Genomic DNA, 15,705 nt, shown 5'->3' with positions numbered 1-15,705 from the left:
GAGCAAGTTGGGACAAAACCATGCGCGCCGAAACCCAGAACACCGTGGCGGAAATCGAAAAGTCGCTGGAGCTGCTGGCGCAGCGCATGGACTATGAGACCGCTCCTCATCGTCTTGAGGAATTCAACGCGCGGGTCGAAGATCCCAACCTGTGGGACAACCCCGAGAACGCGCAGAAACTGATGCGCGAGCGTCAGATGTTGGTGGATGCCATTGAGACCTACGAATCCATCAAGACCGATCTAAGCGACAATATCGAGCTGATCGAACTTGGTGAGATGGAAGAGGACGAAGAGGTCGTCACCGACGCCGAAGACGCCATTCAGAAATTGGGGGCGAAGGCCGCCAAGAAAGAGCTTGAGGCGCTGCTGGACGGCGAGGCCGACGGCAATGACACGTTCCTTGAAATCAACTCGGGTGCCGGTGGCACCGAAAGCTGTGACTGGGCCTCGATGCTGGCGCGGATGTATGTCCGCTGGGCTGAGAAGAAGGGGTACACTGTCGAGCTGCAGTCCGAGACTGCGGGCGAAGAGGCTGGCATCAAATCCGCCGCCTACAAGATTTCGGGTCACAACGCCTATGGATGGCTGAAATCCGAAAGCGGCGTGCATCGTCTGGTGCGCATTTCGCCATTTGACTCGGCAGCCAAGCGGCACACTTCGTTCAGCTCGGTCTGGGTCTATCCGGTGGTCGACGACAATATCGAGATTGAGGTGAACCCGTCCGAAATTCGCATCGACACATATCGGTCTTCGGGCGCGGGTGGTCAGCACGTGAACACCACGGACTCGGCGGTTCGAATTACGCACATTCCGACAGGGATCGTCGTGACCAGTTCTGAGAAGTCGCAACACCAGAACCGCGATATTGCCATGAAGGCCCTGAAATCGCGCCTGTATCAGCAGGAATTGGACCGTCGCAACGCGGACATCAACGCGGCACATGAGGCCAAAGGTGATGCGGGCTGGGGCAACCAGATCCGGTCTTATGTTTTGCAGCCCTATCAGATGGTCAAAGATCTGCGCACCAACCATGAGACATCCGACACCAAAGGTGTACTGGATGGCGACCTGGATGGGTTCATGGCTGCCACCCTTGCGATGGATGTGGCGGGCAAGAGCCGCTCCGAGGCACAAGGCGACGGCTGAGACGCCGCAAGGGGGCGCTGCCCCCGTCTCCGCAGGCGGAGACTCTCCCGGGATGTTTTTGGCCAGATGTAGCTGATCCGTGCACTGCGGTGTGCGTGGTAAAAGATATATGTAAAACACGGGTTTAAATGGGGTTGCGGCCTCGCTAGGCTGATCGCGACTTGGTAACACTGAATGCGATGGGTCCCGGATGGATTTAAGTCAGACAACCGCAACTGCCTTGTTGGCGGCGCTTTCGGCCCGGCGTCTCTTAGCCGCTGATCTGATGCGTGAAACCTTGGATCGCATTGCGGCGGTCAACCCGCCTCTGAATGCGATTGTTGCGCTGCGCGATGAAGAGGCAGTGATGGCCGAGGCGCGTGCGCTGGATGCGGGGCCAGTAACAGGCCCGTTGCATGGGCTGCCGATCGCGGTCAAAGATCTGGTGAATGTCGCCGGAGTGGTGTCGTCGCAGGGATCACCGCTGTTTCGCGATCATGTACCCGAACAGGACGATCTGATAGCGGCACGGATGCGGGCAGCCGGCGCAATCCTGATCTGTAAAACAAATACGCCGGAGTTTGGCTTGGGCTCGCACACGTTCAATCCCGTTTATGGTGCCACGCGTAACCCGTATGACCACTCTAAGACATGCGGTGGATCATCGGGCGGGGCAGCCGTTGCGCTGGCCACCGGGATGGTTGCGCTGGCGGATGGCTCTGACATGATGGGCAGCCTGCGCAATCCGGCGGCCTGGAACAATGTCTATGGGTTTCGCCCAAGTTGGGGACGTGTGCCGCCTGAACCGGTGGGCGACGTATTCCTTCACCAACTGTCCACGCTTGGCCCAATGGCACGAGCCCCGGAAGATCTGGGTGTGTTGTTGGACGTAATTTCAGGGCCTGACCCGCGGCATCCTGCAACCCCGCAAAATGCTGCAGTGTCCCCGGTTCAGGCGGCCGATCTGGCCGGTATGCGGCTTGGCTGGCTGGGCGACTGGGGTGGGGCGTTCCCGTTTGAGGATGGTATTTTGGACCTGTGCCAGGATGCGCTGTCCGTTTTCGTACAGCAGGGGGCGCAGGTTGAAGCTGTTGCGCCGCCCTTTGATGCGGAACGCATATTCGAAAGCTGGTCGACCTTACGATCCTGGAGCGTGGCGGCAAGTCTGGCCCCGCAGTCTGAACAGCGGGCGCAGTTGAAGGACACGGCGCAATGGGAGCTTGACCAGGGGCAGGCCCTGACGGCGATGCAGGTGCATCAGGCGAGCGTTGTACGGTCGGATTGGTTCCGGCGCGCGGCTGCACTGTTCGAAGGGTTTGATGCGTTGATCCTGCCGTCTACTCAGGTCTGGCCGTTTGAACTTGAGCTTCCGTATCCCACCGAGATTGCTGGTAAAAGCATGGATACCTATCACCGCTGGATGCAGGTCATGATTCCAGTCAGTCTTATTGGGCTGCCGTGTCTGTCGGTGCCGGTGGGGTTTGGGGCAGGCGGGTTGCCGATGGGCATGCAGGTCTTTGGCCCACGCGGCGCGGATACGAATGTATTGTCAATCGGGGCCGCGTATCACGACGCGACCGGGTGGCCACAAAACCGACCGGCTTGAGGAGAGCGCCGGAAACAGGAGGAAAAACAGAGCATGGAAAAACCCTTTGGGGTTCCGGAAATGGGACCTGTGGATACCGGAATGCTGCGCGAGGCGTTGCGCCGTGCCTGGGCTGATTTTCGTCGAGCACCTGTTTTTGGCCTGATGTTCGGTGGGTTCTATGTGCTGGCTGGCTTGGCCATGGCGTGGGTCACGGTGCAGACGCAGACGTCATTCTGGCTGGTGTTGGCCACCATAGGGTTCCCTTTGCTCGGCCCTTTTGCGGCAGTAGGGTTGTATGAGGTGTCACACCGACTGGAACAGGGTGAACCTTTGGATTTCAACGAGGTTTTCGGCGTTGTCCTGCAGCAGAGCCGTCGTCAATTGCCATCCATCTGCGCGATCATCGTGGTGATTTTCCTGTTCTGGTTTTTCCTGGGTCATATGATCTTTGCGTTGTTCATGGGGCTGTCGACCATGACCAACGTCTCCAGTTCGCTAGAGGTCTTTATGACGCCCAATGGCCTGACTATGCTGGCCGTCGGCAGCATCGTGGGGGCCATTTTCGCGCTTATTCTATACATGATCACCGTCCTTTCGATCCCGATGTTGCTGGATAGGGAACTGGACTTCGTGACTGCGATGATCGCCAGTTTCAGCTATGTCCGGTCGAACCCGAAGATTATGCTGGGGTGGGGTGTGTTCGTGGCCGTCGTGACGTTTGTGGCCATGATCCCGTGGTTTTTGGGGTTGTTGATCGTCTTGCCTTTGCTGGGGCATGCCAGTTGGCACCTGTATCGTCTGATCACTCTGGCAGGGGCCGGGAAAGAAGCCTGAAGAGCCTATGCAGCGCTTTGCTTGAGCCGCTTGGCAGCGCGCGCCGCAGGCAGGGCGGCCTTTGCCTGAGTGCCCAAATAGTTCAGCGAAATCCGGCGCATTGTGGTCGCCTGAGCGTTGGTTTTGGACAGGCAAATTGCAATGCCACGCCATCGCTCGGAGTTTTCTTCAGCGCCGCGCGTTACAAGGTAGATACGGCTGTTTTGGGCCGCGCGGCTGGACATAAGGATAAAAATCTGCCGCCCGGCGCAGGCCGCGATGCCTTGTACTTCACGTCTGGTGGTGTCGGCCGGTATCCCCTCATTTTCGGGCTCATAGCTGCGCACCAGCGTGCATTGCGGCAAACGGCGCGTGTGGATCAGCCGGTGTCTGGTCATGGGAGATCCGTCCAGTCCCGTTTCCGTCGCATAATAAAAGCCCGCCGGCAGCAGGTTTTCGGTCAGCGTTGAGGGGCCGGACCCCAGGAACTCAGACAGGGCCGAAGCAGCCGGATGTTCCGGAGGTGTTTCAATTTCCTCCAGAGGCCGCAACAGGATTCGGGCGTCGACCTCGAAAAACCGGCACATGCGATCCAGAACATCGGGGCGGGGAAAGCTCTCGCCCGCCAGATATCTGTTGAATTGGGTCCTGTTGATGCCCAGCTGGCGGCACAGCTCGGACACGGACGAATATTGCCGCGACAATTGTCGCAGATTGTCGCCGAACATCCGGCGCAATTCATCAGGACTGCGGATACTCATGGTCATTTCTGTCCCAGGTTCCAGAGTGTCATTTCAAAAAGCGCGACGCACCCGACCTTTTTGGCCGTGCATGCATTCACAATCGTACTGGTGACCCCAGCTGGTGCATCCCAACACCACGCTACGCCCCCGAAGTTAACGTCGGGGCAGGCAAACGCAATAGGCTTTACATCAATTTGTATGATCTTTTTGGGTGGCCATGTTCATAGGCAACATACCGTTGCATTGATTGAATATGTCCTGAGACTGCGCCTCGCCCCGGTGTCAAAAGGGGGGGCGAGGCGAAAAAGTCAGTCGCCGCGCAGCAGGGCGGCCACGCCGGTGCGTGCAATCTCGATAAGGCCCAGCGGGCGCATCAGGTCGGCAAAGGCGTCGATTTTGTCCGGGGCACCGGTGAGTTCGAATATGAACGAATTCAACGTGCTGTCGACGACGCTGGCGCGAAAGATATCGGCCAGGCGCAGCGCCTCGACCCGCTTGTCGCCCGCGCCGACAACCTTGATGATCGCCAGTTCCCGCTCGACCGAGGGGCCTTCGACAGTCAGGTCGTGAACCTCGTGCACCGGAACGATACGGCCCAATTGGGCTTTGATCTGTTCGATCACCTGAGGGGTGCCGGTGGTGACGATGGTAATCCGGCTCAGGTGGCCAGTGTGATCCACCTCGGCGACGGTCAGGCTTTCGATGTTGTAACCCCGGCCCGAGAACAACCCGATCACCCGGGCCAGAACACCCGGTTCGTTTTCGACCAAGACAGCAATCGTATGGCGTTCCTGCACGTCCGAAAACGTGGGGCGTAGGTTATAGGCGGAATGGCGCGTTGCACCTTTTTTGATATGTAGGGCAGACATTTATGTCCCTTTCATAATCCTGTGATGGTCGGGTGCGGTGCACCCGACAAAATCTGTCAAATTGTGTCAGACCAGAACCGAGCCTTTGGAGTCGATCACGCCCTGTGTCTCGGCCTCGCCCAACAGCATTTCGTTGTGCGCCTTGCCCGACGGGATCATGGGGAAGCAGTTCTCGTGCTTTTCGACCAGACAGTCAAAGATCACCGGACCGTCATAGTTGATCATCTCCATGATGGCGTCATCCAGATCGGCCGGATCGGAACACAGGATGCCCTTGGCCCCGAAGGCCTCGGCGAGTTTGACGAAATCGGGCAGGGCCTCGGACCAGGAATGCGAGTACCGCTCGCCATGCAGCAGTTCCTGCCACTGACGAACCATGCCAAGGCGTTCGTTGTTCAGAATGAATTGTTTCACCGGCAGGCGATACTGTGCGGCGGTGCCCATTTCCTGCATGTTCATCAGCCACGAGGCCTCGCCCGCGACGTTGATGACCAGCGCGTCAGGGTGCGCCATCTGCACACCGATGGAGGCCGGGAAGCCATAGCCCATCGTGCCCAATCCGCCTGACGTCATCCAGCGGTTCGGATCTTCGAACCCCAGATACTGCGCGGCCCACATCTGGTGCTGACCGACCTCGGTGGTGATGTAACGGTCGTGCTTTTTGGTCAGCTCTTCCAGCCGTTCAAGCGCGTATTGCGGTTTGATCGTCTTTTCGCTGTTGGTGTAGGCCAGACAGTTCACTTTGCGCCATTCGGTGATCTGATCCTGCCACTTGGCAACCGACGCCTCATCTGTCTTGCGGCCACGCGCTTTCCAAACCTTCAGGATATCCTCCAGCACATGTGCAACATCGCCAACAATCGGGATGTCCACGCGGATCACCTTGTTGATCGAGGACGGGTCGATGTCGATATGCGCCTTTTTCGAGTTGGGCGAGAACGCGTCGATCCGCCCGGTGATCCGGTCGTCGAACCGCGCACCGATGTTGATCATCAGGTCGCAGTCATGCATTGCCAGATTGGCCTCATAGAGTCCGTGCATGCCCAGCATGCCCAACCAATTTTTGCCCGAAGCCGGGTAGGCGCCCAGACCCATCAGGGTCGAGGTGATCGGGAAGCCGGTCGCATCGACCAGTTCGCGCAGCAACTGGCTGGCCGCCGTGCCGGAATTAATAACGCCGCCGCCGGTGTAAAAGACGGGTTTCTTGGCGGTCTCAATTGCGGCCACCAGTTCGGTGATCTCTTCCAGATCGCCTTTCAGAACCGGCTGATAATGCGAGGTCGAAGGCTTAGGCGCGCTATACTCGCCCGAGGCGAACTGAACGTCCTTGGGAATGTCGACAAGCACCGGGCCGGGGCGACCCGAGGTGGCGACATGGAATGCCTCGTGCATCGTGTCGGCCAGCGAGTCCGTATCCTTGACCAGCCAGTTATGCTTGGTGCAGGGGCGGGTGATGCCAACGGTATCGGCTTCCTGGAACGCGTCCGAGCCAATCATAAACGTCGGAACCTGTCCGGTCAGAACCACAATCGGGATCGAATCCAGCAGCGCATCCGTCAGGCCGGTCACGGCATTTGTCGCGCCGGGGCCAGAGGTCACAAGGGCAACGCCGGGCTTGCCGGTCGAGCGGGCATAACCTTCGGCGGCGTGAACCGCACCTTGTTCATGCCGCACCAGAATGTGACGAATATCGTTTTGCAGAAAAATCTCATCATAGATCGGTAGCACAGCACCGCCGGGGTATCCGAATACCGTGTCCACGCCCTGATCCTTGAGGGCCTGAACTACCATCTTTGCGCCGGTCATCTCACGTGTCATCTGCTTTGCTCCGTTCGCGACATGTGTCTTGCGTTTGACAAAAAAAAGCCCCCGAGATTTTCGGAGGCGCATGGGTTCGATTATGGTTTACCGTTACCGGCCCATGCGCGTGGTTCCTACGATTACGACTAGCGTTCTCATCGCCAGAGGCTCCTTCTTTGCGTGCAGGGACATTATGAGCCGGGGCAAGGGGCGTCAACAGGCTTTTGCACCAATTTTGTAACTCTGGGGGTGAATTTTGCGACATTTTATTGCGCAGATTGACGCATGCAGGGAATATTCAGGAAAAATGCCCCCTTTGACCTCCGGAATTCTGCCTTGAGGGTAGTCAAAAAGCGGCATCGCGATGTCCGAAACAAGCATGATGAGCAGTTTTGACTGCGGCACCCTGAGATTGACCGAACAAGGAAGGGAGGCGGAGGATGATCCATGATCTGGTTGATCTGGGGCGGTATCCGATCGATTGCCCGGACTCGCGCGCATATGAACGACTGATCGGTGATCTGCGCCGCGAGTTGGATCAGGACGGTTGTGCCGTTTTGCCCGGTTTTATCCACCCCGAAGGTTTGGCGCAGCTATTGAAAGAGGCGGATGCCGTGGCCGAAATGGCGCATCGGTCTTTCAACCGCACCAACGCCTATTTCTCGCAGGACGATCCTCGGTTGGATCTGAACCACCCAATACGCAGATTCTATGACCGGTCGAACGCCTTCGTTCCGGCGGATAACTTTCCCAAATCGGGTCCGCTGCGCCGAATCTATGAATTCGAGGGCTTTTTGCCGTTCATACGCGATGGGCTGGATGAGCCGGAGGGTCGGTTCTTTCGCTATGACGACCCGCTGGCGGATGTGATTGTCAACGTGGTCGAGGAAGGGCAGGGCTTTCCCTGGCATTTTGATACCAACAACTACACCGTGACACTGGCCATCCAGAATGGCGAGGCGGGTGGGGCCTTTGAATACGTGCCGAACCTGCGCGGCATCGAGGACGAAAATTTCTCATCCGTGGCTTCGGTGCTGGACGGAAACCGGGCACTGGTCAGGACGTTGGAGCTGCAGCCCGGGGATCTGCAGATATTCAAGGGCAGATACGCATTGCACCGGGTCGCCCCGGTACAAGGAACGCGCAGCCGATATGTCGGCATCTTTTCCTTTGTCGAAGCCGAAGGCATGTGTGGCGGGGTTGAGCGTACCCAACAGCTGTATGGGCGGGTTCTGCCGCATCATCACCAGCGTGCTGGATTGCGCAAGGATCAGTTGTTGGATTGACCGGTCGCGGGTTACAATCGAGAGCAGGGGCTACCGTCGGAGGGGCACATGCCGGAATTGCTACAGCTCACGCCATTTGTTCTGTGTTCGTCACTGCAAAAGCAGATTGATTTTTATTGCGATCGGTTGGGATTTTCCTGCGGTTTCAGGCAGGACAATTACGCCTTCCTGTCGCGTGGCAAGGTTGCCATCCGATTGCTTGAATGCCCACCACGCGATGATGGGCGTGCCTTGGGGGATGATCAGTCCTTTTACATCGATGTGGCCGGGATTGATGATCTGTATGAAACCCTCAAGGCAGGGTTGGCTGATTTACCAGAGGGGCGCGTGCGTCCGCCGTTTGATCAGCCGTATCAACAACGCGAGTTTCACGTCCTGGATGAGGACGGAACACTGGTGTTTTTTGGCGAAGGTTTGCGAGCAAAGTCTTGAGTTAAAAAGCTCCCGCCCGTCGTCGATGCGCCTTCGGTGCACGTCCTCCGGTTGGGCCAGGCAGCGCATTCCGCGCTGCGGGGTCAGAAGCCAGGGCTTGTGCCTTGTAGTACGCCATGTTCAAGCGCATAGCGGGTCAGGCCAGCGGTGGATGAAATCCCAAGTTTGCGCCGGATGTTCTTGCGGTGCGTTTCAACGGTTCGAACCGAGATATCCAATGCTGCGGCGACTTCCTTGTTGGATTTGCCCTGCGCCAATTCCAGCAGAATTGTCTGTTCGCGCCCGGTCAATGCCTCGCGGGCGCTATCGCCTTTGGGCTGAAGCGATCCGCTGGCTCCGGTGCACAAGTACTGCTCACCACGCATCACGGCGTCGATGGCCTGTTTGATCTCATCCGTCGGCACGTCCTTGAGAACGTATCCGCTGGCGCCATGGCTGAGCGCGGTCGAAATGTATTCAGGGCTGTCATGCATGGACAGGATCAGAATGCGTGTCCGGGGTAGACGTTCCAGAATGATCTCGGTCGCGCTGAGGCCGCCTAAGCCGGGCATGTTCAGATCCATCAGGATCACGTCGGGCGCAAGATCGGTCGCCTGATCCACAGCCTCTTGTCCGCTGCCCAGTGTTCCGACCACCTCGATCTCATCATAGCTTTCAAGGATCGACTGAATCCCTTCAGCGACCATGGGGTGGTCGTCAACGATAAGAACCCGGATTGTCTGATCGCTCATGTACCAGCCTTTCGGTTAGGCGTTGCGTCCTCTTGCGGCGGCAGCATGTGGCTCAGTGGCAGGCTGACCTCAATCACTGTGCCGCTGCGTGGGGCGCGTGATGACAGAATGCGCAGCGATCCGTCAAGCTGTTCGATGCGTTCCTGCATGTTGCGCAGGCCGATACCGGGGTTGGCGGGATCAGGTGTGGTGCGTAACCCACGGCCATTGTCGGTGATCCGCATTGTCGCGCCTTTCTTGTGGCCGCGCAGGTCGATTGTAACACGTGTCGCCCCGGAATGACGCTCGATATTGGTCAGCGCTTCTTGGGCGATGCGATACAGAGCGATCTTGCTGTCCTGGTCCAGCCGGTTGCGGAACACCACGGTCGAGAATTCGGTTTCGATCCCGGTGCGTTCGCAGAAATCGTCGGTCAGCGCCTTGAGGGCAGGGCCAAGGCCCAGATCGTCCAGCACGCCGGGCCGCAGGTCGCGGCTGATGCGGCGGACTTCTGTAATAGCCGCGCCCAGTGTGTCGATGCCCTTTTCCAGAGGTGCCTGTGCCCCGGCATCGTCACCGCGAGACAGGCGACGGCGGGCGTTGTCCAGCGCATAGCGGACACCGACGAGGATCTGGCTGATACCGTCATGCAATTCGCGCGCCACGCGCCCACGCTCTTCCTCTTGCGCATCAAAAACCCGCTGCGTCAGTTCTTTAAGTTTGGCATCTGCCAGGCGGCGCTCGCGGACGTTCAGCAACATGCCCGAGGTGAAGACAACCAACACCGCGGCAAGAACAATTGCGCCAATGTAAGAGAAAGTCCGTTGCACACGGGCCTCGACCTCGGCCCGCGCGTTGGCGACTGTCGCGACGATGTCGTCGATGAAAACTCCTGTGCCGACAGCCCACCGCCAATCCTGCAGGCCGACCACATAGGCGATCATTTGCGCCTCTTCGCCTGTCGAAGGTTTTTGCCACATGAAACTGTGCCAGCCCGCACCTTGACGGGCCAGGCTGATGAATTCGTCCACAACAGGAGTGCCGTCGCTATCGGTCAGCCCCTCCCAGTTCCGGTTGATGAATTCGGTCTGGCGCGGGCTGACGAGATTGTTGCCGTCATAGTCATAGACAAAAAAGAACCCGTCCTTGCCGTAGATCATCGCTGACAGGATTTGCGTCACAAGGTTCTGCGCGACCTTATCCTCTGTAGATGCCCGTCCGTAGATATAGGCAAACCCGTTTCGAGCCTGCGTGACATAGTTCTTAAGTTCTTCTTTCTTGGCTTCAATCAGTCGCCGCTCAAGCGCTTCAATTTCACGTTCGGCGGTTGCCCGGGATTCATGAACCACGAAGAACGCAATCGCGGCCACTGCGACGACCAGAGGGATCGCCGCCACAAGCGACAATTTCTGGCCGTAGGTCAGTGAAATCAGATTTCGGAATCCCCTCATAGGCGAATCGATACGCAAGCAGGCGGCAAATTGCAAAATTTTTGGTGAATTGGCGCATATGAGTGGGCCGGCGCGCAGAATTATTTTGCATTTGTCACGGTTTGCACCCGGGAAAACGCCAAAAACGCGATCCCCTACGTAGTACTAGGTATTCACATTCAGATCTTGGTCATTAGGCTGACGCGCACTTAAAACGACTACGCCCGGCAATTGCCCGGGTTTTGAATATGTAGGGGAGGAACACTCATATGGATCGTCGTTCATTTCTAAAAACATCTGCTCTGGGCGGCTCGGCAGCTGCAGCCACCACGCTGGCGGCACCGGCATATGCGCAGGGCAAGCGCACGCTGACCATGGTAACCTCGTGGGGTCGCGGCCTGGCTGGTGTTTTTGACAGCGCACAGCGTTGCGCCGACAGCATCACCACAATGTCGGACGGTAACCTGACCGTTGACATCAAAGCTGCCGGTGAACTGGTTGGCGCATTCGAAGTCTTTGACGCGGTATCGTCGGGGCAGGCCGACATGTATCACGCGGCGGATTATTACTTTGTTGGCCAGCACCCGGGCTATGCGTTCTTCACCGCTGTTCCGTTCGGCATGACCGCTCAGGAAATGGTGAACTGGTACTATCAGGACGGCGGCATGGAGCTGCATGACGAGCTGGGCCAGATCTTTGGTCTGAAATCGTTCCTGGCAGGTAACACCGGCGCGCAAGCGGGTGGCTGGTACTCGAAAGAGATCAACGGTCCAGAAGACTTCCAGGGTCTGAAATTCCGTATGCCTGGTTTGGGCGGTCAAGCTCTGGGTAAACTGGGCGCGTCCGTGCAGAACATTCCGGGTTCGGAAGTGTATCAGGCGCTGTCGTCCGGCGCGATCGACGGTACCGAGTGGATCGGTCCGTGGGCGGACGAAAAGGCCGGTTTCCAGGAAATCACCAAGGTCTACTACACCGCCGGTTTCCACGAGCCGAATGCAGGCCTGTCGCTGGCAACCAACCGCGACGTCTTCGAAAGCCTGACACCTGCGCAGCAGAAGATCATTGAGATCGCGGCGGCTGAATGCCACCAGTGGAACCTGGCGCAGTTTCTGGCCAATAACGGTGCCGCTCTGCAGCGCCTGCAATCAGGTGGCGTCAAGGTCATGGAATTCCCCGACAGCGTCTGGGATGCGTTCGGTCAGGCCAGCCAAGAAGTGCTGGACGAAAACATGGGCGACGAGCTGTTCAAGAAAATCCACGACAGCCACATGGCGTCGTCGGCATCGTCGGCCGGCTGGCAGGACCTGTCGTCGGGTGTTTACACAACACAGCGTAACCGCGTCCGCGGCTAAACGTTTTCCAAACGATCAATTGGTTTCCCCGCCTTCGCGGGGAAACCTTTCTCTGTTGCGTATGCGCGGACCCATCAAACCGCTATAATCAGCAGTGCAACTGATACGACCTGGGGACAACATGCAGGACGAAAACGGTATCTCGTTCTTCGGCGCCCTGTGGAACGGACTTGTGTGGTTCGTTCAAAACATTGCCGAAGCCTTCTATAATTTCGGATACGCCATCACGCATCCGCAACTCTGGCTGAACTGGTCGGACAAAGAAGCGATCATGCGCTTTGTCTACTACGGTGGATCGGTCGAGTTCTTCTTTGTGGTTTTCACACTCTTTCTGGTTCTGACGGCCATCGGGCTGTACTACCGGAATTTCATGTGGGGCATGGTGCGAGGCCTGGAAGGGTTCGCCAACACCACCGGGCGTTTCTTTGCCTGGGCCGGTTTGTTGATGGTCATTCAGCAGATCGTCATTGTGTTCATGCAACGCGTGTTTACCCGCCCGGATATGTCGTTTGGATTGGGTATTCCGTTTCAGATGGATATCAGCTGGTTCGCGGAAGAGCTGAAACTCTATAACGCGATGGTCGTCTGCCTGTGTTGCACATACACATTCGTGCAAGGCGGTCACGTGCGTGTTGACCTTATCTATGCAGGTATCAGTCACCGCGCCAAACGCGTGGTCGACATGTTGGGTGCGGTTTTCTTCATGATGCCAATGGCGGTGCTGACCTGGATGTATGGCTGGTACTTCATGTGGCGGCACCTGATCGTGCCGAAACCGTCGGCCAGTGACACGCTGGATCGTTTGGTGATGAAATCCCGCGCGCTGCGCTGGAACATTGAAACCATCGGGTTCAGCCCAAATGGGTTCAACGGATACTTCCTGTTCAAGATACTGCTCGTGGCCTTTGCCGCGATGGTATTCCTGCACGCGATCGCATTCCTGTACCGCTCGTATCTGGAATACGTGGAAGGGCCGGACAGCGTTGGAAAATATCTCGACAAGGACAGCCTTGGCGAGGGTGAAGAAGCCTACGAAGGCGCACATTAGGGACGGAGACCCAGACTATGTTATTCGGACTTGATGGCGTCGAGATAGGCCTCATTATCGTATTCTTCTGCCTCTTTGGGGGCATCCTCTCCGGGTTCCCGGTGGCTTTTGCCATCGGTGGGGCCGGTATCATCTCATTCGGGATCATCGCCGCGCTGGACAGTGCCGGTCTGTTAATACACCAGGCAATTGATACCAGTTCCCAAGCATACCGAGACCTTGTGAATTCGGGCGTCAAACCGGACACGGTGTCGGTGTTCCGCTTCCCGGATTTACCAAGGATCGCCGAGCCGGTCTTTGTGCAAGGCTGGGAAACCGCGCTGGACCGCAATGTCTCGTTCATCGTGAACCGCATGAACGAACGCGTTCTGGCGGGGCAGTCTATTGAGACCCTGCTGGCCGTTCTGATGTTCGTTCTGATGGGCATCACGCTGGAACGCTCAAAGATCGCGAACGATCTGCTGACAACAATGGCGCGCGTCTTCGGACCGCTGCCGGGTGGTCTGGCCGTGTCGATCGTGGTCGTGGGTGCATTCCTGGCGGCCTCGACCGGTATTGTTGGTGCGACCGTGGTAACCATGGGCCTGCTGGCGCTGCCGACCATGTTGCGCAACAACTACTCGCCTGAACTGGCGACGGGTGTGATTGCGGCATCGGGCACGTTGGGGCAGATCATTCCGCCGTCCATCGTGATCGTTCTGTTGGGCACCTTGGCGGGTGATCTCTATTCAACCGCGCAGGAAACGCGCGCTCAGGACGCAGGCTGTACCGATGCGCTGACCTATCTGGGGGAACCGGCTGTGGTTTCGGTCGGAACGCTGTTCCAGGCCGCCTTGTTGCCGGGGATCATGTTAGCGTTGCTCTATGCGCTATATGCCTTTGGCTATGCACTGTTGAACCCTGAGAAAGCACCGGCAGTTCCAATGTCCGGCGGAAGTGGTGAGCCGATCACGCGCAGTGAAGGCCTGACTTGGTTGCTTGGAGCACCTGTCGCCCTGATTGTTGGCGCAGTCCTGCTGGGCAGCTCGGGGGTCATTGGCAGCCAGAACATCAACGTCTCGGCGTTTTCAGACATCGGTGCGGGCGCGTCGCTGCGCACCAATGTTTCCGAGCAGTGCAAGGTGTCGATGATCGAGCTGCACGGACAATCCGCCTGGGATCAGGCCGTATCCGAGCAGGAAACGATTGACGCCGCAGGTGGTGTCGCCAACGCCGAACGACTGAGCGAAGAGGCCCTGGTCGAGGCGCGCGAGGCCAAGATCGCCGCTGCGGCGCCGATTGGTACTGGTGTTGCGGTGATTGTGGTTCTGCTGGGTCTGACACTGGTCATGGGCCGCGGCATTGCGCCGTCCAAACCGACGCAGCCGTTGATTTTGGGCGCTATCGGTCTGCTGTTGATGTTACTGGTTGATGTTCTGTTGATTGCACCAACAACGTCTTCGGGATTGACCTTCGTCCTTCTGGCTTTGCCCTTTGCCTTGGCAATGTACGGCTGCAAGGAGGCGGCAGCCCGGTGTGCCACGAATGATTTGATCCGGGTGGTCTTTCCGCCATTGGTTCTGATTATCGCGGTGCTAGGATCAATTCTGGGCGGTGTGACCAACCCGACACCAGCGGCCGCGTTGGGAGCGGGCGGAGCGATCATGCTGGCAGCCTATCGAAAGCTGCAGGACCAAGAGCGCTCGGGCAAGGTGATCATCTGGGCCACTTTTGCCGTGATCATTGCGCTGCTGATGGGCGTGAACTTTGATCTGCGCATCAATCAGAGCAATGTGAACTTTGAGACCTGGGTCGCCTTCATAATTGCTTACGGTGCCTATCTGTATGCCCTTTTCGGTCTGCTGTTTGGGTGCTGGGTTCTGTTCACCAGTGGGGTTCTGACGCCGGTGGTGCGCGAAACGGCCAAGGTGACCTCGATGGTGTTCACCATCCTGATCGGATCGCAACTGCTGAACCTGGTGGTGATCTCGTTCGGGGGTGAGCACTATATTCAGCAGTTCCTGCGCAGCTTTGACAACGAGTTCACGGTCTTCCTGATCGTGATGCTGGTGCTGTTCATTCTGGGCTTCGTGCTGGATTTCCTTGAGATCATCTACATCGTGATCCCCATCGTGGGACCGGTGATTTATGGTGGCTCGTTCGATCCGAAATGGGTGACGATCATGGTGGCGGTGAACCTTCAGACGTCGTTCCTGACGCCGCCGTTTGGGTTTGCGCTATTCTACTTACGAGGGGTCGCGCCCAAAGAAGTCACGACAGGCCACATCTATCGTGGGATCATTCCGTTCGTGATCATTCAGGTGGTCGGGATTGCGATCCTGTGGTTCTTCCCGTCGATCGTGACCATTGTTCCGGATCTGATCCCGAATTGATGCGACGTTCATAACCAAATTGAAAAGGGGGCCTTTGGGCCCCCTTTGCTTTGGTGTTTGGGGGAAGGGGCGCTGCCCCTTCTTGGTATGCGACCAATTCAACCCCGGGATATTTTTTGCCAGATGAAGTGCAGA

At 57.7% G+C, this 15,705-nt stretch carries 13 protein-coding genes; 8 read left to right on the top strand and 5 right to left on the bottom strand.

Going from position 1 to position 15,705, the window contains the following annotated elements:
• The first annotated feature begins 20 nt into the window (after positions 1-20).
• The 3 genes from prfB (at position 21) to AC2FIO_RS07710 (ending at position 3,549) form a co-directional block, all read left to right on the top strand.
• Positions 21-1,148: a peptide chain release factor 2 gene (prfB, locus tag AC2FIO_RS07720; RefSeq protein WP_058277539.1), complete on the top strand. Its 1,128-nt coding sequence runs from the start codon at positions 21-23 to the stop codon at positions 1,146-1,148.
• 190 nt (positions 1,149-1,338) lie between these two features.
• Positions 1,339-2,733, top strand: coding sequence for an amidase (locus AC2FIO_RS07715; RefSeq protein ID WP_496696730.1), 1,395 nt, complete (start codon positions 1,339-1,341; stop codon positions 2,731-2,733).
• Positions 2,734-2,766: 33 nt separating this feature from the next.
• Positions 2,767-3,549, top strand: a complete 783-nt coding sequence (locus tag AC2FIO_RS07710; RefSeq protein ID WP_496696728.1) for a DUF2189 domain-containing protein — start codon at positions 2,767-2,769, stop codon at positions 3,547-3,549.
• 5 nt (positions 3,550-3,554) lie between these two features.
• On the opposite strand, the gene AC2FIO_RS07705 is transcribed toward AC2FIO_RS07710, so the two are convergent.
• The 3 genes from AC2FIO_RS07705 to AC2FIO_RS07695 form a co-directional block, all read right to left on the bottom strand.
• On the bottom strand, positions 3,555-4,289 hold the full coding sequence (locus AC2FIO_RS07705) for a helix-turn-helix domain-containing protein (RefSeq protein WP_496696727.1): 735 nt from the start codon (positions 4,287-4,289) through the stop codon (positions 3,555-3,557).
• Between the two features lie 290 nt (positions 4,290-4,579).
• Entirely contained in the window at positions 4,580-5,140 is a 561-nt protein-coding gene (gene ilvN / locus AC2FIO_RS07700; RefSeq protein ID WP_282151455.1) for an acetolactate synthase small subunit, read from the bottom strand.
• Positions 5,141-5,206: 66 nt separating this feature from the next.
• A complete protein-coding gene (locus tag AC2FIO_RS07695; protein WP_496696725.1) occupies positions 5,207-6,958 on the bottom strand; it encodes an acetolactate synthase 3 large subunit in 1,752 nt (583 codons plus the stop codon).
• A gap of 422 nt (positions 6,959-7,380) precedes the next feature.
• Here AC2FIO_RS07695 and AC2FIO_RS07690 point away from each other — a divergent pair, with 422 nt between their 5' ends.
• On the top strand, positions 7,381-8,226 hold the full coding sequence (locus tag AC2FIO_RS07690) for a HalD/BesD family halogenase (RefSeq protein ID WP_496696723.1): 846 nt from the start codon (positions 7,381-7,383) through the stop codon (positions 8,224-8,226).
• 48 nt (positions 8,227-8,274) lie between these two features.
• A complete protein-coding gene (locus AC2FIO_RS07685) occupies positions 8,275-8,658 on the top strand; it encodes a bleomycin resistance protein (protein ID WP_282151453.1) in 384 nt (127 codons plus the stop codon).
• Positions 8,659-8,741: 83 nt separating this feature from the next.
• Here the strand turns inward: AC2FIO_RS07685 and AC2FIO_RS07680 are convergent, their stop codons facing one another.
• Both AC2FIO_RS07680 and AC2FIO_RS07675 read right to left on the bottom strand, forming a co-directional pair.
• Positions 8,742-9,389 (bottom strand): response regulator transcription factor, encoded by a 648-nt coding sequence (locus AC2FIO_RS07680; protein WP_058277545.1) that lies wholly within the window; start codon positions 9,387-9,389, stop codon positions 8,742-8,744.
• Positions 9,386-10,819 carry a cache domain-containing protein gene (locus AC2FIO_RS07675; protein ID WP_282169385.1) on the bottom strand — a complete coding sequence of 478 codons (1,434 nt, stop codon included), beginning with the start codon at positions 10,817-10,819 and terminating at the stop codon, positions 9,386-9,388. The genes AC2FIO_RS07680 and AC2FIO_RS07675 overlap by 4 nt, the downstream gene beginning before the upstream one ends.
• A 248-nt stretch (positions 10,820-11,067) precedes the next feature.
• Here AC2FIO_RS07675 and AC2FIO_RS07670 point away from each other — a divergent pair, with 248 nt between their 5' ends.
• The 3 genes from AC2FIO_RS07670 to AC2FIO_RS07660 all read left to right on the top strand — a co-directional run bounded on the left by AC2FIO_RS07670 (position 11,068) and on the right by AC2FIO_RS07660 (position 15,570).
• The gene (locus AC2FIO_RS07670; RefSeq protein ID WP_058277547.1) at positions 11,068-12,150 is read left to right on the top strand and encodes a TRAP transporter substrate-binding protein; all 1,083 of its coding nucleotides are present in this window, start codon (positions 11,068-11,070) and stop codon (positions 12,148-12,150) included.
• A 121-nt stretch (positions 12,151-12,271) separates the two neighbouring features.
• Positions 12,272-13,198 (top strand): TRAP transporter small permease subunit, encoded by a 927-nt coding sequence (locus AC2FIO_RS07665; protein ID WP_282151451.1) that lies wholly within the window; start codon positions 12,272-12,274, stop codon positions 13,196-13,198.
• A gap of 17 nt (positions 13,199-13,215) precedes the next feature.
• Positions 13,216-15,570, top strand: coding sequence for a TRAP transporter large permease subunit (locus AC2FIO_RS07660; protein WP_109311367.1), 2,355 nt, complete (start codon positions 13,216-13,218; stop codon positions 15,568-15,570).
• Positions 15,571-15,705 lie beyond the last annotated feature (135 nt).

It is taken from the genome of Ruegeria sp. CDSB086 (assembly GCF_059611065.1).
The sequence above is the reverse complement of the archived record's forward strand: the minus strand, read 5'-3'. Positions and strand labels throughout refer to the sequence as shown.